This is a genomic window from Bacillus mobilis, assembly GCF_001884045.1.
Lineage (GTDB): Bacteria > Bacillota > Bacilli > Bacillales > Bacillaceae_G > Bacillus_A > Bacillus_A mobilis.
The window spans coordinates 17599-40281 of record NZ_MACF01000103.1 but is presented as its reverse complement, the minus strand read 5'-3'; the positions used below and the strand labels follow the sequence as shown (position 1 = coordinate 40281).

Genomic DNA, 22683 nt, shown 5'->3' with positions numbered 1-22683 from the left:
AAACAAAAAAGAACTTAGATATTTCCAAGTTCTTTTTCGTATAGTTCTATAACTTTCTGTACGATTACATCTGCTGTATTTTCCTCCGGTGGCATCAATAAATTCGTAGTCGTCCCATACACAATAGGATTCAATTCTACTTCATAACCACCATACGCAAACTCTTCCCTTGTCGGTAAATAACCAATATATCCATTCGTATATCCACCAAAGAAAGCTAGTTCATTTCGAAGACTCTCTTTCACTTCTAACGCAGTTTCTGAAAAAGGTTCCATCGGTATACCAAAAAACATGCCATCATTAACTTGAAACAGTTGAACTTCTAAATCAATACGTAACTGCCGAATACCTTTCATATATTTTTTTAAAACAATAGTAAGCCATTCATCCGTATTCACACCCCACTGCTTCTCCGCCAATTGAGCCATGCTTCTTATCTCATTCATTTCAGGAATATCTTTCAACTTCATTTGCATCGTACTCGAAACTGTTCTTACAGTTACAATTGGGCTATATGTAACTGTTGGCAACATCGTTAATACATGTCCACTAAGCATGTAAGCCATTTGCTTTACTGCTTCTCTTGAACCGCGATACTTCGCATTTATATTTCCAGCAGCTCCTTGCACAATAATAACAGGACAGTTTACGATCTTCTCAAGAGTCTCCCTCGTCATTCCAGGATAATCCGCTGATAATGCATCGCTATCCCCTTTTAAAACATTCGGATGCGCAGTACAAAACACTATAATCCCAGATAGCTCCTTCGTTTCAGCATTTCTTATTGCTAACATACCAATTCGTTTATCTACAACACCTTTTATATTTGTTCCCATCTTTGCTCTTCCATCAGATGTTCTCTCTCTTCGGTTTATCCCAATATCACCTATCGTAACACCCCAGCCAACTTCACATAGCTTCAAGTTATTATTTGCAGTAACAGCACCGTGCACTACATTATTTACTAAACTCGTTTTATACGACTTTACTAAAGGTTGCTTACCAACAGTTTCCGGACCAGAGTGTGTATGTGTATAAACAACTGTTATTCGCTCAAATGGCACATGAAGCCTGCTAGCTACTCGCTCCCGAATCATATTCGTATCCTCTACTAACATCCCAATATTATCAATGCTTATAAACACAGTTTTCATTTCATCTTTTTCAAATACAAAAACTGTCCCATAAATACGCTCTTCAATATTATTTATCCCTGTCTCTCTATGATATCCGACAAAATCAATACCGACAGGCGGCGTAATATCCACCTTGCATACCCCTATTTTGCTCATTTGAATCGCTCCATTTCTCTATATAACTCCCTTTTTTCAAGAATAGCATAGTTAACCTTATTCCAAATAAAAAAGAACGAACATAGCATTCTATGTCCGTTCTTTTCATCACACATACTTCCGATGCACCATCTTCCCATCATAAGAAAATACAACGCCCTTACTTTCCACAATGGACTCCATATGCACTGTTCTTCCCCATAATTGATGAATGTATGGCAATACTTTTTCTAAGTATTTTAAATCGAGCTCAATTCCTTCGTAACTATGTTTAATGTATAATTCCCCGTTCTTTAAGTAGTCTCCGTCTTCTACTACTAAGTACGGGAAGCCGCCATTTGTACGCATATTTACGAGCTGATCACGTACATGTTCCCATTCTTTATCTATTACTTTATATTCTTTTCCTTGGCGCTGGAATAAGTACATATCTTCTCTCATTACGAGATCTTTGTTTAAGTAGTTTCTTAAGAATGATACATCCCATTCAATTTCGCGTACTTCAAAGATCTTGTCGCGACCAGATCCTGGTTTGACGCCTCTTCGTTTCATTTCTTCTGTCGGGTTGTTGTAGCGCTCTTCAATATCTTCAAACATTTTAATACCAAGGTAGTATGGGTTAATACTTGTTTTTGATGGCTGTACGACACCTGCATTTAATTTCGCAAATTCAATTGCTTCATCAGATGTTAAGTCCATTTCACGAAGTATACGTTGATGCCAGTATGATGCCCAGCCTTCATTCATAATTTTCGTTTCAAGCTGCGGCCAGAAATATAACATTTCTTCACGCATCATCGTTAATATGTCTCGCTGCCAATCTTCTAGCTCACGGCTATATTCTTCAATAAAGAGAAGTAAGTCTTTCTCTGGTTGCGGCGGAATTTTCTTCTTTTTACGTACATTGGGCCGTTCCCTCTTTTTATTACGATCATCTAAATTCCATAGGTCATCGTATTGCGATGCCTTTTTCTTTTCTACTTCTTCTTCTAAATCATCAATACTCCACGCCAGTTTAGGGCGCATAAGCGACGGATCAATATGTTCTTGAATAGCAAGTACGGCATCCAAAAAGGTTTCGACTTCTGCCTTTCCGTACTTATGCTCATATGCTTTCACGCGATCAGCCGTTGCCGCCATACTCTCCACCATATCTCGTTTCGTATTAGAGAAGCGAATATTATTTTTAAAGAAATCACAGTGTGCTAAAACGTGCGCTACAATTAATTTATTTTGAATTAACGAGTTCGTATCCAATAAAAAGGCATAACATGGATCAGAGTTAATAACGAGTTCGTATATTTTACTAAGACCTAAATCGTATTGTAATTTCATTCTGAAAAACTGTTTTCCAAAACTCCAATGTGAAAACCGCGTCGGCATCCCATATGCACCAAATGTATAAATAATTTCAGCTGGACATATTTCATAACGCATCGGATAGAAATCAAGCCCAAATCCAGTCGCAATTTCCGTAATTTCCGCAATCGCATATTGCAGTGCTTTATCGTCACTTGCTCTCATTATTTTCCCTCCTTACACTTTCCCTTAAGAAAGTGTATGATGAGGAACAAGCTTTCATGAGTTTTGATTGCATAATAAAAAGACATCCTCATAAAAACGAGAATGTCTCATCTATTAACCTTCAATAATCTCCATCTTCTCCGTAATCGGTGTACGAGCTTTTCCTTCTGGTGCTTTATCGAAATAGCCAAGGTGAAGAATTCCAATGATGCGTTGACCTCTTGTTAAACCGAGTCCTTCTATAAATAATGGATTGTAGTTTAATCCGCCTGATTTCCAAACGCAACCTAAGCCACGTTCCCAAGCAAGCAGTTGGAAGTTTTGCATAAATGCACATGTTGCAGCGTAATCTTCGTCACGTTGAATTTGACGAGGGTCTTCATTTATATATACGACGATTTGTGCAGGTGTGCTTAAGAAACGATCTGATAAAATTTTACCGCGCTTCGCTCTTTCTTCTTCTGTGAAAGAGTTTAATACTGCGTCTACTAATTTCTGACGGCCTTCTCCAATATATAATTTACAATTCCATGGTTCACGGTTTTTATGATTTGGCGCCCATGTTGCATCGTTTAATAGTTCAATTAATAATTCTTTTTCTACTGCTTTATCTGTAAATGTGCGAACAGAACGTCTTTCTTTAATCACATTTGCGATGGAAGTATATGTAGTCATATTTTTCTCTCCCTTATTTTTATCTATATGTATACGTTTATTATTGATATTGATTTTCAATTTCGATTATACCCTAGTTTTTCACTATTAATCAATGTTTTATGTTGGAAAACTTCCAAAACCGTCATTTCATACTGTGAATAAAAAAACTTGATTTGTTCACAAGTATTTCACATTTTATGGAAATGATATGTGTACAGTTTTCCACATTATCCATCTAGGAGGAATTTATATGTACAAAAAAATCGTAGTAAGTATGACCATGGCAGCATTATTATGCGGGATATCTAATTTCCCTGCTTCCGCTGCCACACCAAAAGAAGTAACAGTGCACCATCATAAACCAATTTCAGAAGAAGAAATGCAGTCGCTCGAAAAGCTCGGCTATAACAAACATGAAATTTGGAAAGCTGCTCACATTGCAAGAATGAGTAAAAAAGAAATAAAAGACGTTTTAGCTTACTATAAACAAAATAAATCTTGGGAGAAAACAGCAAAGCATTTCGGTGTAGATCCAAGTAAATTGAAAAAGTATCATATGAATAAAGAAACGAAAAAAGCACTACTGCAAGAATTAGCAAATATGCAAAAATCTACACCAGACGGACTAAAACAAAAAATGAAAGATTATAATATCGGATTACGTCAGCTCACAGTATTAACAATCATCTCTCAAAAAAGTAATACTCCTCTTGATGATGTACTAAAAATGAAAAAAGACGGAATGGATATTAAACAAATTGCAGAAAAATTAAATGTAAAAAAAGAAGATATACGAGCTGAAATGATTAAATTAGTAAAGTCTATTAAGGAAAAGAAAACAAATTAACATGCCAAAAAGGAAGAGTTTTTCAATACTCTTCCTTTTCTTTATGAACTTTCAATTTTCAAGTATAAATTCCCGTCTTTCCCAAAAACTAACACAAGTAAATGATATATGTTAGGGGGTGCACAAATGTTTCGTGTAACATCAAAAAAGAAAAAACAAACAGTCTGTTCTATTCCAGAATTTATCCATACTATGAAAGAATCAAGCGACTTTTCTTCTTATCACATCATAGAAGATGGGACATTATGTTTGTTTTATTATAAATCTACAGTAGAATCACTTATTATTAAGCGATTCATTTTAGCGCCTATAAAAGCTGAATTAGACAGGATTCACACCATTGAAGATGTTGCAAATATTGTACCTATTGAAGATGTTATCGTCTCTCCTTCCATGGATGAGATTCGCGAAAAATTATTAAGTGGATATGTTTTATTACAGCTAAAAAAGATTTCAGAGCAAGCAGAGTATGCACTCTTACGCGCTGAAAGCACAGTTTTAGGAACTCGTTTAGCAAACGATACAGAAAATGAATATAGCGTTATCGGCCCTAAAGTCGGTTTTGTTGAAAACGTTGATATAAATATACATTTATTACGCCGAAACATCGTAACCGAACAATTAATTTTCAAAGAAGTTAGCGTTGGTTCTATGTCCAAAACAAAAGTCGTAGTTGCTTATATCGAAGGGATTACAAATGAACAACATATTAACACTGCCATGCAACGTCTACAAGATATCGATTTTGATTATCCTTTTGATGCAACTATGATTGAACAGTTCATTAGTGATAATAGTAACTCCCCCTTCCCTGTTTTACTGCCTACAGAGCGTTTAGACCGCTCCGTTTTTGCATTGTTGAATGGAGGAGTCGTCATTTTAACAGATGGTTCACCGTATGCATTAGCTGGACCAGCAACATTACTCGATTTCTTCGTCTCTCCAGAAGATTATTATTTACCTTGGATAGCAGGATCTTTTCTTAGATTAGTTCGTTTTTTCGGAGCAGCATTCTCTCTATTTTCATCAGCTATTTATACAGCTGTCTTAACGTATCACTATCAAATGATTCCTGCTGATTTACTCGGTCCCATTATTTATTCTAGAGCTAACGTACCCTTTCCACCTGTTTTGGAGGCCCTTTTTTTAGAAATTACAATTGAATTGCTGCGCGAAGCTGGAGCTCGTTTACCAACTAAAGTCGGCCAAACGATTGGTATTGTTGGGGGGATTGTTATTGGCCAGGCATCTGTAGAGGCTGCTTTAACGAGTACTATTTTATTAATTGCAGTTGCGTTATCTGCGCTAGCTTCCTTTACAACACCGACAGTCAAAATGTCTTCAACTATCCGGATATTGCGATTTCCTCTCATCATTTTAGCTGGAGCGTTTGGCGGTCTAGGTCTCATTGTCGGCTTCGTATTCATATTAGCTCATTTAATTCACTTAAAATCACTGGGATCACCTTATTTATTACCTTTATATCCATTTCGCGGTTTAGGGACAGCAGAAGGTCTTCTTCGTTTGCCGTTTAGTCAAACAGCCGCGCGTGCCTCTTTTCTAAGACCAAAAAAGAAATGGCGCTATGATCCAAACAAAGCGAAAGAAAAACGCGACGGTGAGGAAAAATGAAAAATATTTTATTATGCTTTGCTATTATCGTTTTAATTTTTCAATCTGGTTGTACAGAAACGAATATAGTAGACACACAACGAATGATTCATGTAGGTGGTTTTGATATAACAAAAAACAAAAAATTTCGTGGGACAATTTTATATCCTGATTACACAAAAGGCGTACAATCTAATCCAGAAACTCAATCCACTACTGCTGGTACCATTGAAACAATATCTTCGCGACTAAACGCGAAATCTCCCCATACGATCGCTGTAGGTCAAATGCGTGTTGTCCTATTTGGAAAAGCATTTGGTGAACATGGAATTGGAGATGTTATTAACAACTTACAACGTGATTCTAACATTGGCCGGGATGTACAACTAGCACTTGTAGATGGTTCAGCAGAAAAGTTACTTAAACATATCAAAACAAATGGGTCGCTATATCTATCTGAATTACTGGAACAAAATATAAAAAACGAGACAATCCCACGGACAGCTTTAAATATTTTTTTATATAACTTCTATTCATCTGGATACGATCCATTCCTGCCTTATATTCAAGTATCAGAAGACCAGTCTGCTTCCATTGAAGGGCTAGCTTTTTTAAAAAAGGATAAAGTGGCTATGTATACAGATAACAAAAGGTCCTTTTTATTTAAATTACTCATTAATCCAACGAAAAATGGGCGTTACGAAGTTCCGATACGTCAAGGTAAACATAAAGGATTAATCGCAACCCAAAACTTATCTGGAAATAGTGTTTGTTCCCTTTCCGACACCGGTGACATTCCGAAAGTTCACATTCGGCTGAAATTAAATGGACTTATAAAAAATGCCCCTAGCTGGCTTGACTTATCAAAGAGTGAAAATGTTACTTACGTAAAAAAACATGTAGAAAATACACTTGAAAAAGATTTAAACGAATTAATAAAACAATTCCAAGAAAAAGAAATCGACCCAATCGGTATACGAGAAGAAATTCGTAGCCACTCAAGAAAATGGAGCATAAAACAAATTCAAGACATGTATCCTAACGTAGACGTTGCTGTTAAGGTGAAAATTAATGTTGTACAATCTGGTATCGGAGAATAGTGAGGTGCTATCATGGCTGGACAAGATAAAACACATACTGTTTCCCCTTATTTCACATTCCTTCTATTACACTCCCTTCAAATTGGGGTAGGTGTGCTAGGATACCAAAGGATTATTGCGCAATATGCTGGGTATGATTCTTGGATTTCCCTTATCGTTGCGGGCATTGCTACTCATATCGTATTATTTTGCATGCTTAAAATGTTAGAAAAAGATAATGATTTGATGAATATTCATACGACATGTTTCGGAAAATGGATTGGAACATTTTTTTCCGTATGCTTTGCTGCATACCTTCTATTATTTTGTCTTACTGTTCTTCGTACATATATTGAAGTTATTCAAGTGTGGGTCTTTCCTACAATTAAGCCATGGAAATTAACGTTATTATTTTTACTTGTGGCTTATTACGTAATTAGAGGTGGCTTTCGCTCTGTAACAGGAATATGTTTTTGGGGTGTTATCATACCGATTTTCGTCCTATTTTTCTTAGTTTTCCCAATGAAATATGCACATGTACGTAACATTTTCCCAATTCTAACTCATTCACCTTTAGACATTTTAACTGCAGCGAAAGCATCTGCATTAGAGTTTCTCGGGTTTGAAGCGATCCTTATTTTTTATCCATTTATAAAAAAAGAAAAATCGATAAATAAATGGGCACATGGTGGTATTGCTTTTACAACGATTCTATACGTAATACTAGCCATCGTTTCCCTTATGTACTATAGCCAAGGGCAACTACATCATACAATTTGGCCAACATTAACGATGCTAAAAATCATAAAGGTTCCTTTCATCCAAAGGTTTGAGTACATCATTATTTTCCTATGGTATCTTATCATTTTACCTAATCTTTGTTTAACCATTTGGTCTTCTTGTTGCATTAGTAAAAAATCGTTTCACATACCGTTTAAAATCACACTACCATTATTTATCGCAACCATATTTATTTCATCCTTATTTTTCACAAACCGTGAAAGTATCAATACATTAAATACGGTGCTATCTCAAGCTGGTTTATATATTGTATACGCCTATATCCCAATTCTATTTCTATTTCATTCACTACGATGGCGTTTCAAAAATCAGTCGAAAAAATCTTCAACCGATACACCATAATCTCTGATACAATTTGATTAATACATTTGTAAAGGGGACAAGCGTATGAAGAAATATGTATTTTCTTTACTTGCAGTACTGAGTTTAATTCTTGCTGGTTGCGGAGCTACTAGTACAAACGAAAAAAAATCATCTGAATCAAAAGAAGAGCATGACCACGCATCGCATACTCAGCAAGCTGACATTCAAGAAAAAACAAAAGGAGTCGACACACTCCCTACCTTCCTAGACAAGCTTGATCCACAAATGAAAGATATCTACACTGTCGCTGGGCAAAATGCAGAGCTATTAGATTGGATTCCATGTTACTGCGGTTGCGGTGAAAGTGTAGGACATAAAAATAATAAAAATTGCTTTATTCGTGAAATTAAAAAGAATGGTGAAGTTGTTTGGGATTCCCACGCAACGACTTGTGTCAATTGCCTAGAAATCGCGGTTGAATCTGCTTCCATGAAACAAAAAGGAAAATCAACGCTGGAAATTCGCAACTATATCGACAATAAATACAAAGAGGGTTACGGCAAGCCAACACCTACGCCAATGCCAAAAGCTTAAAAACGAGGAAATACCTCGTTTTTTCTTTTCATTCACTTTTTTTCTTAACAAATTCTTTCAAGTGTATTTCTCCTTGCTTTTCACACACTATATATAACTCCTCAGTAAGGAGGGTACACAGTGCAAACATATAACGACTATGATAAAGCTCTCTATTACACGTATTGCTGTAATTGGGATAAATTACTGGTTCTTATGGTTCAAACGAACGATCAATTATTTTCTAAGCGTATTGAACATTTTTTACACGCTTATCAATACAGTAAAGAACTGCCAGAAGTTGATAAACAATTGCAGCTCCTATTTCAATATATTGACCATGCATCCCAAAAGTCACATATAGATGAAGTAGAGCAAATTCAAATGTAAAATATAGCGCTATTCTCTTTATGAGAATAGCGCTTTTTTAAAATGTTTATATCAATAAAAGTTTCCCCTTATAAAACTTTTATTGATAAACATATTTTTTCTTTCTTTTCTGTACCACTTCATACTATAATTTAGTATGTAACTATTATAAGAGAGGTATAAAATATGGGACGAGAAAAAAAGCAAGAATATGCTTTACTTACCGCATGGGGAGCTTCTTTTATCGCTACACTAGGAAGTCTTTATTTTTCCGAAATCATGAAATTTGAGCCTTGTGTACTTTGTTGGTATCAACGTATTTTTATGTATCCATTCGTTTTATGGCTTGGTATCGCTGTAGCAAAGAAAGATTATCGCATTGCAAGTTATTCTTTACCAATTGCAAGTATCGGTGCTTGTATTTCTTTATATCACTATGCAATTCAAAAAGTCCCAGCATTTTCAGCAGCTGGAGCAGCTTGCGGCCGTGTACCCTGCACCGGAGAATTTATAAACTGGTTTGGTTTTATTACAATCCCGTTTTTAGCACTTATCGGCTTTATTACAATCGCTGTATGTAGTTTTATTGTAATAAAAAACAAATAAGGAGATGAAACAATGAAAAAAATGCTTATATTTGGTGGTATTATTATCGCCCTGTTTGCAGCCATTTTCGCTGTCACACAAATGGAAGAAAAAAATGCTACTAGCCAAAAAATTGATAATGCTACTGATAGTAAAACAACTGGTCCTGACTACTATACAAATAAAATCTCTCTTTCAGATCTTCAAAAGAATTTAAAAGAGAAAAAAGAAGAAACAGTATACTTTTATCAAACATCTTGCGTTCATTGTCAAAAGCTATCTCCTGTCGTAGTACCAATGGCTAAAGACTTGAACGTTGATATGAAAGTTATGGATATTGAAAAAATAGATGCTCCTTGGGATGACTATAAAATTAAAGGAACTCCAACAATCATTCACTTTAAAGATGGCAAAGAAGTAAGCCGTATTAGTGGTGAACAACCGAAAGAAAAATTACAAGAATGGCTTGAGCAAACGAAAAAATAACGAGAAAAGGAAACTCCTTCTACACATGAAATGGGCGTAAAATCCCAAACTAATGTATAAGGAGGGGGTTTTATGCCAGAAGTAAGATGCTCTGTTTCCAATTGCTCATTTTGGGGACAAGGTAACTTTTGCCAAGCAAGTGCAATCGTTGTTCAACCAGATGCACAAGAATCTGGTTCAAATGCAAATGATTCGTATACAGGCGCGGTTTTAACAAACGAGACACTAGAAAGTTCTGTAGCAACAAGTGTAGAAACTTGTTGTCATACATTTAAGCCAAAATATTAAACATAAAAAGCATACGATTACTCGTATGCTTTTTTACATTCCTCTCCAAAAATCATGCATCATAAAAAAGTACAAAATAACGAGAACAACTGTCCCACATAAAGTAATGCGCCGATATATACTCTTCTCTCCTTCTCTTGCTTTCACAAATGCCCAAATAAATCCGAAGAACAATATTAAATCAACATATGGAACATAAAAAGAAAAGACGAGAAACGCATACAAATACACGATAAATAAACAGGTCGTTACTAAGAAAATTTTAAAAGCAAATTCACTTTTCATAATGTAACCGCCCCCTATCTGTACTGTATTATATTCAGCAAAATACAATAGTTGCAGTTAAACTCAAAGTAGAAATAAGCTACCGTCTATAATACGGTAGCCATTACGGAACATTATATTTTCGTTTATATATATTACTTAAAGTCGAAGAAGGAATTTGCTCATAACGAATTTTTTCTCCTGTTGCATCCATAATATACAAATTGTTTCCTATATAATATATTCCATCTTTTCGTTTTGAATATACCTTATATCTTTCATTCGGCAATACCGTTTTCACTTTCGTTAACTGCCCATTTGGTTCTTGCCAATATATATCTGCGCGATCTACTAACGTAAGCATGCCAATTTGTTCTTCTTCTACTTTACGACCATTCCAGCTTACAACACGGTAACCAAGCTTATTTGCTTCATATTCGGGGCTCGTATAAAAACGGGAAATGACTACTTTTGTTTGTAATTGGACTCGGTCATATAACCACTGTATATCCCTGTCATGCATGCGAATACAGCCATTCGATTCACGGCTTCCAATCGTCCATTCCCGATTTGTTCCATGAATTGCATACTCCTTTTTATCCAGACCTAACCAACGTGTACCGAGAGGATTATTCGGTGCACCCCCAGCTATTTTTTTTCGATGGTATTCTTTATTTTTAAATTTAGTTATAATACAAAAATTACCTTCAGGCGTAGGTGTACGGTCTCTTCCGGTTGTTACGGGGAATGTCTTTGTATAATTTCCATTTTCAAAAAAAGATAATTGGTTTGTCGTAAGGTTCACTAATATTAGATGATCTGTATCAGCAAAAGCACTAACCGGTAGGATGAAAAATAATAGTATGACGAAACATAATTTTTTCATCTATATCCCTCCCCTAGCGCTCACTATAATAAGTGGAATTAACTTTACTTTGCTCTTATCAATGAAAACTATCCATTTACAATAACGCCTCCATTTACATGTATCATTTGCCCTGTAACATAGGATGAATCCCCAGACGCTAAGTATACGTATGCTGGCGCTAATTCATATGGTTGACCAGGTCTTTGCATCGGAACATTGCTCCCGAACTGAGAAACTTTCTTCTCATCAAAACTCGATGGGATAAGTGGTGTCCAAATTGGTCCAGGTGCAACACCATTTACACGAATCCCTTTTTGCACTAATGATTGAGAAAGTGATCTTGTAAAAGCTACGATTGCTCCTTTCGTTGCAGAATAATCAATTAACGTTTCATTTCCTTCATATGCAACGATCGATGCCGTATTTATAATGACGTCCCCTTGCTTTAAATGAGAAAGTGCTGCTTTCGTAACGTGAAAATAAGAAAAAATATTAATACGAAACGTCTTTTCTAGCTGTTCTGCTGTAATATACTCTAATCCTTGCTGCGGATATTGCTGCGCAACATTATTTACTACAACATGTAAACTGCCTAGCTGCCGAACGGTCTCTTCTACAATATCTTTACAATGTTGTTCATTACTGAGATCACCTGGTAACAGCACACACTTTACACCTTCTTGTTCTACACGTCGCTTCGTCTCATTTGCATCCCCATCTTCATCTAAATACGCAATCGCAATATTTGCTCCCTCTTTCGCAAATGCGATGGAAACAGCTCTTCCAATCCCACTGTCTCCTCCTGTAATTAATATACTTTTTCCTTTTAACTTTTCACTTCCTTTATAATTCGGATCTTCAAACTGCGGAAGTGGATTCATTAACGATTCAATACCAGGCTGTTTATTTTGATGTTGCGCAGGCATTGTTACAAAGTTTTTTTGCTGTGGCATAGCTTCTTTCAACTCCTTTTCCTTATAATGCGCACAATAAAAACTGAAATTCACACATCGGTTTACGATTAATATTCGAATTTAAGACACAAAATATGAATTGTTATAAACTTTTTATGCAAAACTATTGCAAAATAGTTAAAAAACGAATATTATATATAACTGTTGTGAAAATTATTCGTAAACAGAAAGGATGTTTATATGTTTAACCTTTCAAAACATAAAACTTCTATTAAAACTGAAATTATGGCAGGTATTATTACCTTCTTAACAATGGCATATATCATTGTCGTAAACCCTGTCATCCTTGGGGATGCGGGAGTTCCATTTGAACAAGCATTTACAGCAACAATTATTGCTGCTGTTGTCGGAACATTATTTATGGCGATCTTTACAAACTTACCAATCGCAATTGCACCAGGTATGGGATTAAATGCTTACTTCTCTTACTCTGTTGTAAAAGCTCATGAAGGCATGACTTTCGCAATTGCATTCTCTGCTGTATTCGTAGCAGGTATGATTTTAATTTTGTTATCATTTACATCTTTCCGTACAAAATTAATGGAAGTAATTCCTGAAAACTTAAAACATGCACTGACTGCTGGTATCGGTCTTTTTATTGCCTTTATCGGTTTACGTTTAACAGGTATCGTTACAAAAAATGATGCAAACTTAGTTGGACTTGGTGATCTTCACTCTGCTCCAGTACTACTAGCATTAGCTGGACTTGGAATTACAATTGTTCTTATGTCTTTAAATGTAAATGGCGCACTATTTATCGGAATGCTATTAACTGGTATTATTGCTTACTTCACAGGACAATTAACATTCTCAAACGGCGTTACATCAATGCCTGGATTACCAGAAGGAATCATCGTTTCAAATCCAATTACTGCTGTATCTGATGTAATTAACTACGGATTATACGGCGTTGTATTTTCATTCTTCCTTGTTACATTATTCGATACAACAGGTACCTTACTTGGCGTAGCTCAGCAAGGTGGATTTATGAAAGATGGAAAGCTTCCAAAAGCTGGACGAGCTCTTCTATCTGACTCATTCTCAGCAACAATTGGTTCTATGTTCGGAACAACACCATCAACAGCTTACATCGAATCATCTGCTGGTGTTGCAGCTGGTGGTCGTACTGGTTTAACAACTGTTACAGTAGCTGTTCTATTCGCACTAGCAGCATTCTTCGGACCATTAGTAAGTGCCGTTTCTGGTGTATCAGCTATTACCGCACCATCATTAATTATCGTTGGTAGTCTTATGATGGGTTCAGTTCGCCACATCGATTGGGACGCATTTGATGAAGCATTCCCAGCATTCTTAGTAATCTTAAGCATGCCACTTACATCAAGTATCTCAACGGGTATCGCACTTGGATTTATTTCATACCCACTTATGAAAATGGCAAAAGGACAATTCCGTGCTGTTCACCCGCTTGTGTATTTATTCGGAATCTTGTTCGCCTATCAATTAGTTTTCTTACCACATTAAAATCCCTCATAAAGAGGGATTTTTTTATACATAAAAAAATAGAGCATCGAATTTCGATGCTCTATTTTCCTTTTGCAACAATCACACGAACTACTTTCAATGCAAGAAGTAAAAGACCGTTCACTATCGCTGCAATCCCTAAAGAGACTGCTATCATCAGCTCTCCCATTCCGTTATTCAATACAAACATAACAGAAGAAATGACCGCCAAAATAAACAATATTAACGTTGGTATATATTTAATAACAGGCTTCTTATATGATTTTTTTGAAAGAAGAAACGTAATTACTACTGTCATAATGATCACAAAATATACTGCAAATAAGAAAATCATACGAAAGCCTCCACTATTCTTAAACTATGAAAAAGATAAAAGAAGTTAAAAATTATTAATATTTTTCATTCACCTGTACCTCTTCACATACTTTTATCCATATTATACCACACATCCATCAAGCAAACGTATTGTCCTCTGGCAGTATGAAGCTACCTTTTGATCGTGTGTTACAACTAGCACCGTTTTTCCTTGTTTATGAATCTCTTTTAAGATGCTCATAATTTTCTTTCCGTTTTCTTGATCAAGAGCGCCGGTTGGTTCATCAGCGAGGATAATTTTTGTATCCTGTGCTAAGGCCCTTGCTATTGCTGTTCTTTGCTGTTCTCCACCTGATAACTCGTAAGGATATTTGTTAATATGCCCCTCAAGCCCTACCATTTCCAGCATTTCTTTTGATATTTGTATACGTTTCTTATGAGAAATTTTTCTATATATAAGCGGCAGCATTACATTTTCAACAACTGTATAATCATCGAGTAGCGAAAAGTTCTGAAACACAAATCCAACTTCCGTATTTCTATACTTATGATAATTTGCCTTTAATGTACTCGTATCCATTCCATCTAAAAAATACTTTCCAGCAGAGGGGCTATCGATTAAGCCAATAATGTTAAGGAGAGTAGATTTCCCAGAACCAGAGGGTCCCATAATAGCTATCATTTCGCCTTTTTCTATTGTAAGATTAATATCCTTTAAAGCACTAAAATCATTCTTTCCAAAACCCTTAGCCACATTTGCAAGTTGAATCATCTATAACACCTCTTTCATATATGTATTTTTTATTTTTAGTACATTGAAATAAATGATTGCATATATAACGAGGATCATTACAATTGATAGAGCACCTATAACAATCAATGATTCTATAGAGACTTTTAACGTTCCAAAGAAAGATACCACACTATTTTCTAGCCCTTTCTGAATTTCAATTACTCCGCTATTCTCCCATTGGAAATACATAATTCCTATACATATAGATAAAATGAATAACAACATATACTCAATAACAAACGGAAGACATAGTTGAAAAGTACTTGCTCCTAATGCTGATTTAATAGAAATATTTTTACGTTCCATATAAAGCGTTGCCATTGATGTTAATAAAATAGATAGAAATGAAAAAGATAAGACTGTACCGCTTAATAATAAGGGATATGACATATTATCAATGCCCTGCTTTTCATTTTCTAACAATTTATCCGGATTTGTAACATAATACGAATACCCCTTACCTTCTGTTACCTTTAATACTTTCTTTTGAAATTCATTTATATTTATCTTCTCATTTGTTTCTATAATTAACCCATTGTATAAAAGTTCTACACTATAGAACTCTATTTCTTCTGTTCCAATTGGTAAAATCGCCATGTCATCTAATAATGTAATACGATTATCCGATATTTCACCGCTTCGAGGATATGTAAATGCTGAATTTTTTTCTAAAAAGCCAATTACTTTTAGTTTCATTTTTCCAGATGGTATGATATCACCAATAGATGCCTTTCCTTTATAATTAGCCCCTAATATAACAGGTCTACTATCAAATACTGATTTATGAAATTCCGATTCCTCAAAGTATCTTCCTTTTGAAATTCGTATATGAAAGTATTTATTAATATCTTTATCAACAATAAGAGTCTTTATCGTTCCATTTTCTTTTTTAAAATTAAATGAATAGTTACGGAACAAATAATTTGTTTTATTTGTTATTGGTATCGTATTAGATAACCCTTGAATGAAATGTTGATAATCATTTTTCGCTTTTTCTTCGCTAAATAACGTTATATCTTGCGTCGCATAAAGTTCATAGAAATTTTTATGAGTTGATAAATTATTTGCTGCCGTCATCATTTTTCGATATCCCGAAAGATTACTAACAAATTCTATTGCTGAAGAAAATGCAATAATTAAAGAAATTACTATAATCAAACTTGGTAACAACCGTTTTTTCACAGACCGTATAGAATCAAATATAAAAAACATAACGACCTCCTACGTTCTTAAATGTTTTCCAGGATATATATTTATAATGTGCTTAATTGGAATTACAGTAACAAACATTGTAAGAAAAATCATAAAAACAACATTATATATGAATACATACGGTGTTAACGGTTTTAGTAAGTATGTTTGAAAATACGTATGAATGGTTCCAGAAAATATTTCTAACGTAAGAAAAACCAATAACATCGCTACTAGAGCAATAAACAAAATTTGAATATATAGTTCGTAGTAGATAGATATATTAGAAGCACCTAATGCTTTCTTTAATGAAATCTCTCTCTCTTTTTTGTAAATCCAAAATAACACTGCGGAAATGCCCGAAACGATTGCAACAAGAAGGAATTTATAATAATACTTATTTGCTGGATCTATATGTGTTACATGTAGTTCCTGAAGATCTCGTTCATTCAATATTTGAACATCTCCCGAAAGCACTTCCTTACTCCTACCCATAAATTTTTTTATTTCGGTATGAATAGATGATGTAGGATTAACAACTGTTAATTGTAATTGTTTACTCGCGATAATACCTTTTTTAGATATAGCAGGTAAGTTTTGAAGTGGAACGTATATGCCTGCTACACCGACGTCACTGTCTTTTCTCGATATAGTTCCTATTTTTTTATATGTATCATCAAATTCATATAACTCCTCTACATTCGTTTGATCGCCAACAACCATATCATTTACATTTTTACGATGAAAATATTGTCCTTCAGAAATATATGGCTTCCAATAGTAATCATCTTTTAAGTTCACAGCTATGATTTTTGTTGCCCCTGAACTATTTAATGCTTTTAAATGCTCTACGTAAATATCACTTTTAACAAAAGTATCTTGTATGAAAGGAATTATCGCTTCCAATTCAGTTGTATTCGCTACCGGAACAGTTAAAATTTGATTATTCTCTGGAAAACCGATTTGAAAAGCAGATATAAAATTCCGTTTAGACTCTGTTAAAAGTGCGGCTACTGATATAGAAAGAAAAGAAATAAAAAATGCCATAAGAAGAATGACTGAAAACAGTTTGTTGTTTTTTATATTTTTAAAAGCTAAATACATGTCTCTGCTCCTTTTAGATAAGAAGGAGATGATGAACATCCCCTTCTCCTTATCCAAATATTTATAAAGACAACTGTTTAATGCTTTTTACCACTGTAATCGTAAATTACCATTACTATCAAAAGTACCTTTGTGTGTATCTTCTTGATAGTCATTATTCTCATTAGCATAATGCTCAGAGTATAGTCCTTTTGCACCAAAGGCATTATATGCACCATTACTCACAGTAGCATTTAATGCTCTTCCAGATTCATGGGATCCTAATTTATCCGAAGCGCTTTCAATATATGAATTATTTCCATTTGAATTAATAAAAGAAATTGCTACCGAACAACGAGATGCATTTTGATTCGTAGTTGTTTGAGCTCTGTAAGATAGTAGGTTACCGCTTTTGTGACCGCTTAGAGTTGGATAGAATGCACTTGTTGAGATTGATGTTGCTAATAATACTAAAGTCGTAATCGAAAAAACTTTTCCTTTCATTAACAATCACCTCATAAATTAAATAGTTTAGTAGCGCTACATCATCATAATATCCTTCAAATAAATTCTCCTCAATAAGAACCCCCGATGTTTTACAAACTCTTTAAACATTTAAACATTAATACATTTTTAAAAAGTAACGTATAAGTAGCAATACAAAAAAGGCTGCGGAGAAATTCTTCTCCACAGCCTCATACTTATTTTTGTAAAAACGACTGTAAATCTGCAAACTGTCTCTTTGCATCTTCATAGCCTTGCTCATATAGATTTTGTAGTTTTGCTGTATCCTTTTCCATACGATCTACTTGAAGTTGTACTTCTGGACGGATAACAAATAAGTTCCCAGCTTGCTCTTCTTTTTCAATGTAGTGAAGTGTTTCATTATACACTTCATAACGATTCAACATCGTGTTAACAAGGTTCGGATATTTTTTATAAGCTTTTCCTGCAATCCATCCAAACTTTGATTTTTTCTTAGCATAACCATGATTTCTCGTTAAAATAACGACTGATTTTTTAAATCCATCTTCTTGCGCTTTACGAACTGGAATCGGATCAGAAATTCCTCCATCTAATAACTGCTTACCACGGTAATTTACTACAGGTGCAATGAAAGGTAATGAACTAGATGCTTGTAATAAATTTAGTGCATCATCATTTGTTCCTTCTTTTTCAAAATAAACCGACTGTCCTGTTTCACAATCTGTTGTTCCTACAAGGAAACGCTCTGGACTATTAAAGTATGTTTCAAAATCAAACGGCACATGCTTTTCTGGAATTTCATGAAAAATGAACTCCATATCGAATAACTGGCGTTTTCTCCATAAGTTTTTATACGATAAATATTGCGGATGTGATGCATAATCAATATTTACTGTTTTATTTCTATTTCTTTGTCTGGAAAGATACGACGCTGCATGACAAGCACCAGCTGATACACCGATTACATATGGAAAATATAAATCTTGTTCCATAAAATATTCCAATATCCCGCCTGTATATACACCACGCATACCGCCGCCTTCTAATACTAATCCCGTATTTTCAAGCATGTTATTCTCTCCTCTTTATATATTGACTCTTTAATTATTCACTATGTTAAGTATCTGTTTCTATTATATATGAGTTCTTTTAGAAATTATATTCAAAAGGCTTGAAATAAAGGAGTTTTTTCTTCCAATTATATTTCCAAATGTTCGGAGACATCCTTTATAAACCTTTGAATAAAATCTTGCTCCTCTTTCGTATATCTATCTAACAATAACAGCCACTTTTCTTCAGCTTGTTTATGCAATTTTTCATGAGCTTTATATATTTCATTTCCACTTTCCGTTAAGCGAAAGAAAATTTCTTTTTGATTATCTAACATTTGCATCTTCTCAACGAATTTCTTTTGAAACAACTTTGTACAAATTTTAGAGATTGCCCCCTTCGTCATTCCCATTTCTGTTGTAATAGCAGTTACATTCATCAAGCCATTTTTCCCGATACACTCGATAACATGTAATTCAGATAAAGACATACCACTTATACCCGTCTCACGAAGAAACTTCTCATTTTTCCCTTTCAAATGTTCTTCTTTTTTATGCAAAAGTGTACGAATGTCCGAAAGTATTTCCATTTGTTTCATTGTACGTTCCAATCCGTTCGCCCCCTAAGTTTCCAAAGAAACAATTTAACTATATACCATTTTAAAATCATTTTTTCATATTTACAAGTGAGAAAATCATGTTAAAATAAATTTAGTTTCCAAGGAAACTAAAAACAAGGAGGTTAACATAATGAAAAAATCTAAACTACATTTCATTTTATATGTTGTCTGTATTAGTGCCTTACTCGGTTCCTTTGCTCAAAATATTTACACACCTATCTTGCCCATGATTCAAGGTTCTTTTCACACTTCTCTTTATCTTGTAAATTTAACAGTCTCCCTTTTCACATTTGTTCTTGCGATTATGCAGCTCATATATGGGCCTTTAATTGATACAAAAGGAAGAAAATCTGTCCTTATTCCTAGTTTAATCATTAGTACAATCGGTTCAATCGGATGTGCTTTTTCGCCGAACGTTTATTTATTTCTATTTTTTAGAGCTGTTCAAGCTATAGGAATAGCAGCTATACCTATAGTTGCAGCAACGATTATCGGCGATTTATTTGAAGGAAAAGAACGAGGAGAAGCAATGAGCCTTTATCAAATGTTACTTGCTCTCGCACCTGCAATTGGTCCTCTCATTGGTGGTTATCTCGGCAGTATAAATGGCCACGTATCCGTATTTCTCTTTTTATCTATACTTGCCATTCTTTTATTAATTATAAACATTTCACTACTTCCAGAAACAAAACCAACTGTAATTAAGCAACCGCACTCAAAAAAAAATTACTGGTTTATCTTAAAAAACAAAACTGGATTTTCTATTACTCTTATTGGCTTTATTCAACTTTGTATTTACTTTTGTTTCCTCGTTTTTTTACCGAACATTTTAACAAATTTATTTCACTTAACTGCAAGTGAAATTGGTCTTATGTTTGTACCGATGTCCCTTTCTATTATGTTAGGAAGTTATTGCTTCAAGCTTTTGCAAAAGCGTCTCACAACAAAGCAAGCTTTATTCATTACTAGTTTCTTCAATATTATATGTGTCACTTTATTCTCTTTCACATATAGCATCAATATCCCATTCATCATTATCGTTACATCTTTGTACGGTTTTAGTATGGGGATTTCTATGCCAACTCACACTACTTTATTAACGGAAGAATTTGTACAAGAACGCGCAACTGCTATCGGTATGTACAACTTTATTCGCTATCTCGGTATGGGCACAGGGCCACTTGTAGGTGGATTTCTTGTATTTAATCAAAATTACTTTTGGATTTTCTTCCTAGGTGCAATTACATTTCTATTTATCATTTTATGCACAATGAAAATGATACGTTTTCAGGTTGTACAAAAAGCAAAATAGAGACCTATAGATGGTCTCTATTTTAAACTCTTTGATCCGCAACGATATGAATATCAATATACTTCGTTTGCCTCATAATTTCATTTACAATTGAACCTTTTCGAATTTCTTCCCATCTTGTTCTTGCCGATTGCCCGAGTAAAATTTGCGTTACTTGTAGTTTTTTCGCGACTTCAATAATAACATCAGCCGGCTTTCTTCCATTTGCCTCTTCTAAAACAAAACTCGCATCAAATTGATTCGTTAGCGACTTCCACTCTTCAATTGTTTGCTTTTTCCCTGCTGAAAGAGAATCTATCTTTTCCCTTTCTACATTTAATACATACAATTCAGCGTTTAACCGATCTGCCATACGCCAACCTCTCCGTATTAACTTCTCCGCTGTTGAACTATATTGTACACAAACGAGAATTTTTTCTTTCACGCCAATCGGTTCTCTAACGGTTTGGCTAATTTTCTCGTCCATATCGTCAGCAACTTCCCGAAGCGATAATTCTCTTAGTGCCCCTAAATTATTAAGCGTGAAGAAATTTTGTAAGCTTTGCTCTATTTTTTCTTCTTTATATATTTTCCCGTCTATTAATCTCTTCCTTAATACTTCTGGAGTTGCATCGACAAGCTGAATTTCATTTGCTTTTTGTAAAATAAAATCTGGAATACGTTCTCTTACTTTGACATTCGTAATTTGAGCTACAATATCATGAACGCTTTCTAAATGTTGAATATTAAAAGCTGATAAAACGGATATACCGGCATCTAACAATTCCTGTACATCCATATAACGTTTCTTATTTTTAGATCCAGGAATATTGCTATGCGCAAGTTCATCCACTACAACGACCTGTGGTGCACGTTTTATAATTCCTTCCACATCAAGTTCATAAAATACTTTCCCTTTATAACCTATTTCTTTTAAAGGAATTTTTTCTAGATCAGCAATTGCTTCTTCTGTCTCTTTTCTTCCGTGCGTTTCAATTAAACCAATTACAATATCCGTACCGTCTTTTTTCATTTCTCTTGCATCAAAGAGCATTTTATAACTTTTCCCTACTCCTGGAGCCGCTCCTACATATAGCTTTAACTTCCCGCGATTTTGCTGACGAATATATTCTAAATACTCTTCTGGTGTTCGCCTTTGAAAAGTTGGTTTATAGTCATCCGCATACAAAACACTCACAACCTTTCTTTCGAAACAACGCTACCTCAATCCATTAGATTGAGGTAGCACTGTTACTATTTCAATAGTTTCTGTAATTCCAAATTTAACTTTAAAACGTTCACGCGATCTTCTCCAAATAAACCAAGTGCTTCACCTTCTGTTTGATCTTTAATCAACTGATTTAACGTTTCTTTCGGAATATTCGTTAATTTAGAGATACGATCCACCTGTACAGAGGCTGCCTGTGGACTAATGTCAGGATCTAGCCCTGAACCTGAATTCGTCACTAAATCGATCGGCACTTCTGTAACTGGAACAGCCCCGTTTTGTTTCTTCCACTCCTCAATACTTTTCTCTACTCGTTTCGCTAAATCTGGATTAGACGGTGCATAGTTATTAGAGCCTGATGCTTCTGCTTTATATTCAATACTAGAAACACGCCCCTGAAAATAACGTGGATCTGTGAAATTTTGACCGATTAATTTAGAACCAATTACTTCATTTTTATCATTATATATTAGACTTCCATCCGCATTATCCTTCATCACTGCTTGTGCAATACCAGTAACAACAAGCGGGTATACAAGGCCGCACAACACTAAAAATGTAAAAGTAATACGGATGATTGGTGATAGTATACTTTGTTTCTTCTCCATCTTTTTCCCCTCTTCC

26 protein-coding genes are annotated in these 22683 nt (G+C 34.7%); 11 read left to right on the top strand and 15 right to left on the bottom strand.

Annotated elements, in window-relative coordinates:
- Positions 1–14: 14 nt before the first annotated feature.
- From BAQ44_RS17300 to BAQ44_RS17290, 3 genes are all read right to left on the bottom strand, one after another.
- Positions 15–1292, bottom strand: a complete 1278-nt coding sequence (locus BAQ44_RS17300) for a neutral/alkaline non-lysosomal ceramidase N-terminal domain-containing protein (protein WP_071722566.1) — start codon at positions 1290–1292, stop codon at positions 15–17.
- Positions 1293–1400: 108 nt separating this feature from the next.
- Positions 1401–2816: a stage V sporulation protein SpoVR gene (gene spoVR / locus BAQ44_RS17295; protein WP_063263469.1), complete on the bottom strand. Its 1416-nt coding sequence runs from the start codon at positions 2814–2816 to the stop codon at positions 1401–1403.
- 114 nt (positions 2817–2930) lie between these two features.
- The gene (locus tag BAQ44_RS17290; protein WP_071722564.1) at positions 2931–3491 is read right to left on the bottom strand and encodes a nitroreductase family protein; all 561 of its coding nucleotides are present in this window, start codon (positions 3489–3491) and stop codon (positions 2931–2933) included.
- A 232-nt stretch (positions 3492–3723) separates the two neighbouring features.
- Between BAQ44_RS17290 and BAQ44_RS17285 the strand changes: the two genes are divergently transcribed.
- The 9 genes from BAQ44_RS17285 (at position 3724) to BAQ44_RS17245 (ending at position 10415) form a co-directional block, all read left to right on the top strand.
- Positions 3724–4320, top strand: a complete 597-nt coding sequence (locus tag BAQ44_RS17285; protein ID WP_071722561.1) for a hypothetical protein — start codon at positions 3724–3726, stop codon at positions 4318–4320.
- A 126-nt stretch (positions 4321–4446) separates the two neighbouring features.
- The gene (locus BAQ44_RS17280) at positions 4447–5952 is read left to right on the top strand and encodes a spore germination protein (RefSeq protein WP_071722559.1); all 1506 of its coding nucleotides are present in this window, start codon (positions 4447–4449) and stop codon (positions 5950–5952) included.
- A complete protein-coding gene (gerYC, locus tag BAQ44_RS17275) occupies positions 5949–7031 on the top strand; it encodes a spore germination protein GerYC (RefSeq protein WP_071722557.1) in 1083 nt (360 codons plus the stop codon). The genes BAQ44_RS17280 and gerYC overlap by 4 nt, the downstream gene beginning before the upstream one ends.
- A 12-nt stretch (positions 7032–7043) precedes the next feature.
- Positions 7044–8153, top strand: a complete 1110-nt coding sequence (locus BAQ44_RS17270) for a GerAB/ArcD/ProY family transporter (RefSeq protein WP_071722555.1) — start codon at positions 7044–7046, stop codon at positions 8151–8153.
- 45 nt (positions 8154–8198) lie between these two features.
- Positions 8199–8708 carry a PCYCGC domain-containing protein gene (locus BAQ44_RS17265; protein WP_000761019.1) on the top strand — a complete coding sequence of 170 codons (510 nt, stop codon included), beginning with the start codon at positions 8199–8201 and terminating at the stop codon, positions 8706–8708.
- A gap of 120 nt (positions 8709–8828) precedes the next feature.
- Complete coding sequence (locus tag BAQ44_RS17260; protein ID WP_048526289.1) at positions 8829–9077, top strand: YhdB family protein; 249 nt, start codon at positions 8829–8831, stop codon at positions 9075–9077.
- Positions 9078–9242: 165 nt separating this feature from the next.
- Positions 9243–9662 carry a disulfide formation protein C gene (locus BAQ44_RS17255; RefSeq protein ID WP_000532264.1) on the top strand — a complete coding sequence of 140 codons (420 nt, stop codon included), beginning with the start codon at positions 9243–9245 and terminating at the stop codon, positions 9660–9662.
- 12 nt (positions 9663–9674) lie between these two features.
- Complete coding sequence (locus BAQ44_RS17250; RefSeq protein WP_071722553.1) at positions 9675–10127, top strand: thioredoxin family protein; 453 nt, start codon at positions 9675–9677, stop codon at positions 10125–10127.
- A gap of 72 nt (positions 10128–10199) precedes the next feature.
- On the top strand, positions 10200–10415 hold the full coding sequence (locus tag BAQ44_RS17245; protein ID WP_071722551.1) for a DUF1540 domain-containing protein: 216 nt from the start codon (positions 10200–10202) through the stop codon (positions 10413–10415).
- 33 nt (positions 10416–10448) lie between these two features.
- Here the strand turns inward: BAQ44_RS17245 and BAQ44_RS17240 are convergent, their stop codons facing one another.
- From BAQ44_RS17240 to BAQ44_RS17230, 3 genes are all read right to left on the bottom strand, one after another.
- Complete coding sequence (locus tag BAQ44_RS17240; protein ID WP_000834191.1) at positions 10449–10700, bottom strand: hypothetical protein; 252 nt, start codon at positions 10698–10700, stop codon at positions 10449–10451.
- A gap of 103 nt (positions 10701–10803) precedes the next feature.
- Complete coding sequence (locus tag BAQ44_RS17235) at positions 10804–11565, bottom strand: L,D-transpeptidase (protein ID WP_071722545.1); 762 nt, start codon at positions 11563–11565, stop codon at positions 10804–10806.
- 68 nt (positions 11566–11633) lie between these two features.
- Complete coding sequence (locus BAQ44_RS17230) at positions 11634–12500, bottom strand: SDR family oxidoreductase (RefSeq protein WP_063263462.1); 867 nt, start codon at positions 12498–12500, stop codon at positions 11634–11636.
- 201 nt (positions 12501–12701) lie between these two features.
- On the opposite strand from BAQ44_RS17230, the gene BAQ44_RS17225 reads away from it, so the two are divergent.
- Entirely contained in the window at positions 12702–14003 is a 1302-nt protein-coding gene (locus BAQ44_RS17225; protein ID WP_061679163.1) for an NCS2 family permease, read from the top strand.
- Between the two features lie 61 nt (positions 14004–14064).
- Here BAQ44_RS17225 and BAQ44_RS17220 read toward each other — a convergent pair whose 3' ends face one another.
- From BAQ44_RS17220 to BAQ44_RS17190, 7 genes are all read right to left on the bottom strand, one after another.
- Positions 14065–14337 (bottom strand): sugar ABC transporter ATPase, encoded by a 273-nt coding sequence (locus BAQ44_RS17220; RefSeq protein WP_071722542.1) that lies wholly within the window; start codon positions 14335–14337, stop codon positions 14065–14067.
- Between the two features lie 102 nt (positions 14338–14439).
- On the bottom strand, positions 14440–15090 hold the full coding sequence (locus BAQ44_RS17215; RefSeq protein WP_071722540.1) for an ABC transporter ATP-binding protein: 651 nt from the start codon (positions 15088–15090) through the stop codon (positions 14440–14442).
- A complete protein-coding gene (locus BAQ44_RS17210; protein WP_071722538.1) occupies positions 15091–16323 on the bottom strand; it encodes an ABC transporter permease in 1233 nt (410 codons plus the stop codon).
- A 9-nt stretch (positions 16324–16332) separates the two neighbouring features.
- The gene (locus BAQ44_RS17205; RefSeq protein WP_071722535.1) at positions 16333–17406 is read right to left on the bottom strand and encodes an ABC transporter permease; all 1074 of its coding nucleotides are present in this window, start codon (positions 17404–17406) and stop codon (positions 16333–16335) included.
- A gap of 87 nt (positions 17407–17493) precedes the next feature.
- The gene (locus tag BAQ44_RS17200) at positions 17494–17889 is read right to left on the bottom strand and encodes a hypothetical protein (RefSeq protein ID WP_071722532.1); all 396 of its coding nucleotides are present in this window, start codon (positions 17887–17889) and stop codon (positions 17494–17496) included.
- A 197-nt stretch (positions 17890–18086) separates the two neighbouring features.
- Entirely contained in the window at positions 18087–18941 is an 855-nt protein-coding gene (locus BAQ44_RS17195) for a patatin-like phospholipase family protein (RefSeq protein WP_061679166.1), read from the bottom strand.
- Positions 18942–19069: 128 nt separating this feature from the next.
- Positions 19070–19519 carry a MarR family transcriptional regulator gene (locus BAQ44_RS17190; protein ID WP_374702075.1) on the bottom strand — a complete coding sequence of 150 codons (450 nt, stop codon included), beginning with the start codon at positions 19517–19519 and terminating at the stop codon, positions 19070–19072.
- A gap of 151 nt (positions 19520–19670) precedes the next feature.
- Here BAQ44_RS17190 and BAQ44_RS17185 point away from each other — a divergent pair, with 151 nt between their 5' ends.
- Positions 19671–20852 carry an MFS transporter gene (locus BAQ44_RS17185; protein ID WP_071722528.1) on the top strand — a complete coding sequence of 394 codons (1182 nt, stop codon included), beginning with the start codon at positions 19671–19673 and terminating at the stop codon, positions 20850–20852.
- A gap of 22 nt (positions 20853–20874) precedes the next feature.
- On the opposite strand, the gene kdpDN is transcribed toward BAQ44_RS17185, so the two are convergent.
- A complete protein-coding gene (kdpDN, locus tag BAQ44_RS17180; RefSeq protein ID WP_084669552.1) occupies positions 20875–22029 on the bottom strand; it encodes a KdpD-like non-kinase potassium sensor in 1155 nt (384 codons plus the stop codon).
- Between the two features lie 56 nt (positions 22030–22085).
- Positions 22086–22667, bottom strand: coding sequence for a K(+)-transporting ATPase subunit C (gene kdpC / locus BAQ44_RS17175; protein WP_071722523.1), 582 nt, complete (start codon positions 22665–22667; stop codon positions 22086–22088).
- Positions 22668–22683 lie beyond the last annotated feature (16 nt).

What these genes read in the sequence shown, in the direction of transcription:
- BAQ44_RS17300 (WP_071722566.1), bottom strand. Translation starts at nt 1,292, where the DNA reads ATGAGCAAAATAGGGGTATGCAAGGTGGATATTACGCCGCCTGTCGGT.
- BAQ44_RS17280 (WP_071722559.1), top strand. Translation starts at nt 4,447, where the DNA reads ATGTTTCGTGTAACATCAAAAAAGAAAAAACAAACAGTCTGTTCTATT.
- BAQ44_RS17290 (WP_071722564.1), bottom strand. Translation starts at nt 3,491, where the DNA reads ATGACTACATATACTTCCATCGCAAATGTGATTAAAGAAAGACGTTCT.
- BAQ44_RS17195 (WP_061679166.1), bottom strand. Translation starts at nt 18,941, where the DNA reads ATGCTTGAAAATACGGGATTAGTATTAGAAGGCGGCGGTATGCGTGGT.
- BAQ44_RS17250 (WP_071722553.1), top strand. Translation starts at nt 9,675, where the DNA reads ATGAAAAAAATGCTTATATTTGGTGGTATTATTATCGCCCTGTTTGCA.
- BAQ44_RS17255 (WP_000532264.1), top strand. Translation starts at nt 9,243, where the DNA reads ATGGGACGAGAAAAAAAGCAAGAATATGCTTTACTTACCGCATGGGGA.
- BAQ44_RS17220 (WP_071722542.1), bottom strand. Translation starts at nt 14,337, where the DNA reads ATGATTTTCTTATTTGCAGTATATTTTGTGATCATTATGACAGTAGTA.
- BAQ44_RS17285 (WP_071722561.1), top strand. Translation starts at nt 3,724, where the DNA reads ATGTACAAAAAAATCGTAGTAAGTATGACCATGGCAGCATTATTATGC.
- BAQ44_RS17240 (WP_000834191.1), bottom strand. Translation starts at nt 10,700, where the DNA reads ATGAAAAGTGAATTTGCTTTTAAAATTTTCTTAGTAACGACCTGTTTA.
- BAQ44_RS17190 (WP_374702075.1), bottom strand. Translation starts at nt 19,519, where the DNA reads ATGAAACAAATGGAAATACTTTCGGACATTCGTACACTTTTGCATAAA.
- BAQ44_RS17230 (WP_063263462.1), bottom strand. Translation starts at nt 12,500, where the DNA reads ATGCCACAGCAAAAAAACTTTGTAACAATGCCTGCGCAACATCAAAAT.
- BAQ44_RS17210 (WP_071722538.1), bottom strand. Translation starts at nt 16,323, where the DNA reads ATGTTTTTTATATTTGATTCTATACGGTCTGTGAAAAAACGGTTGTTA.
- BAQ44_RS17265 (WP_000761019.1), top strand. Translation starts at nt 8,199, where the DNA reads ATGAAGAAATATGTATTTTCTTTACTTGCAGTACTGAGTTTAATTCTT.
- BAQ44_RS17215 (WP_071722540.1), bottom strand. Translation starts at nt 15,090, where the DNA reads ATGATTCAACTTGCAAATGTGGCTAAGGGTTTTGGAAAGAATGATTTT.
- spoVR (WP_063263469.1), bottom strand. Translation starts at nt 2,816, where the DNA reads ATGAGAGCAAGTGACGATAAAGCACTGCAATATGCGATTGCGGAAATT.
- BAQ44_RS17235 (WP_071722545.1), bottom strand. Translation starts at nt 11,565, where the DNA reads ATGAAAAAATTATGTTTCGTCATACTATTATTTTTCATCCTACCGGTT.
- BAQ44_RS17245 (WP_071722551.1), top strand. Translation starts at nt 10,200, where the DNA reads ATGCCAGAAGTAAGATGCTCTGTTTCCAATTGCTCATTTTGGGGACAA.
- kdpC (WP_071722523.1), bottom strand. Translation starts at nt 22,667, where the DNA reads ATGGAGAAGAAACAAAGTATACTATCACCAATCATCCGTATTACTTTT.
- BAQ44_RS17185 (WP_071722528.1), top strand. Translation starts at nt 19,671, where the DNA reads ATGAAAAAATCTAAACTACATTTCATTTTATATGTTGTCTGTATTAGT.
- BAQ44_RS17225 (WP_061679163.1), top strand. Translation starts at nt 12,702, where the DNA reads ATGTTTAACCTTTCAAAACATAAAACTTCTATTAAAACTGAAATTATG.
- BAQ44_RS17205 (WP_071722535.1), bottom strand. Translation starts at nt 17,406, where the DNA reads ATGTATTTAGCTTTTAAAAATATAAAAAACAACAAACTGTTTTCAGTC.
- BAQ44_RS17270 (WP_071722555.1), top strand. Translation starts at nt 7,044, where the DNA reads ATGGCTGGACAAGATAAAACACATACTGTTTCCCCTTATTTCACATTC.
- BAQ44_RS17200 (WP_071722532.1), bottom strand. Translation starts at nt 17,889, where the DNA reads ATGAAAGGAAAAGTTTTTTCGATTACGACTTTAGTATTATTAGCAACA.
- gerYC (WP_071722557.1), top strand. Translation starts at nt 5,949, where the DNA reads ATGAAAAATATTTTATTATGCTTTGCTATTATCGTTTTAATTTTTCAA.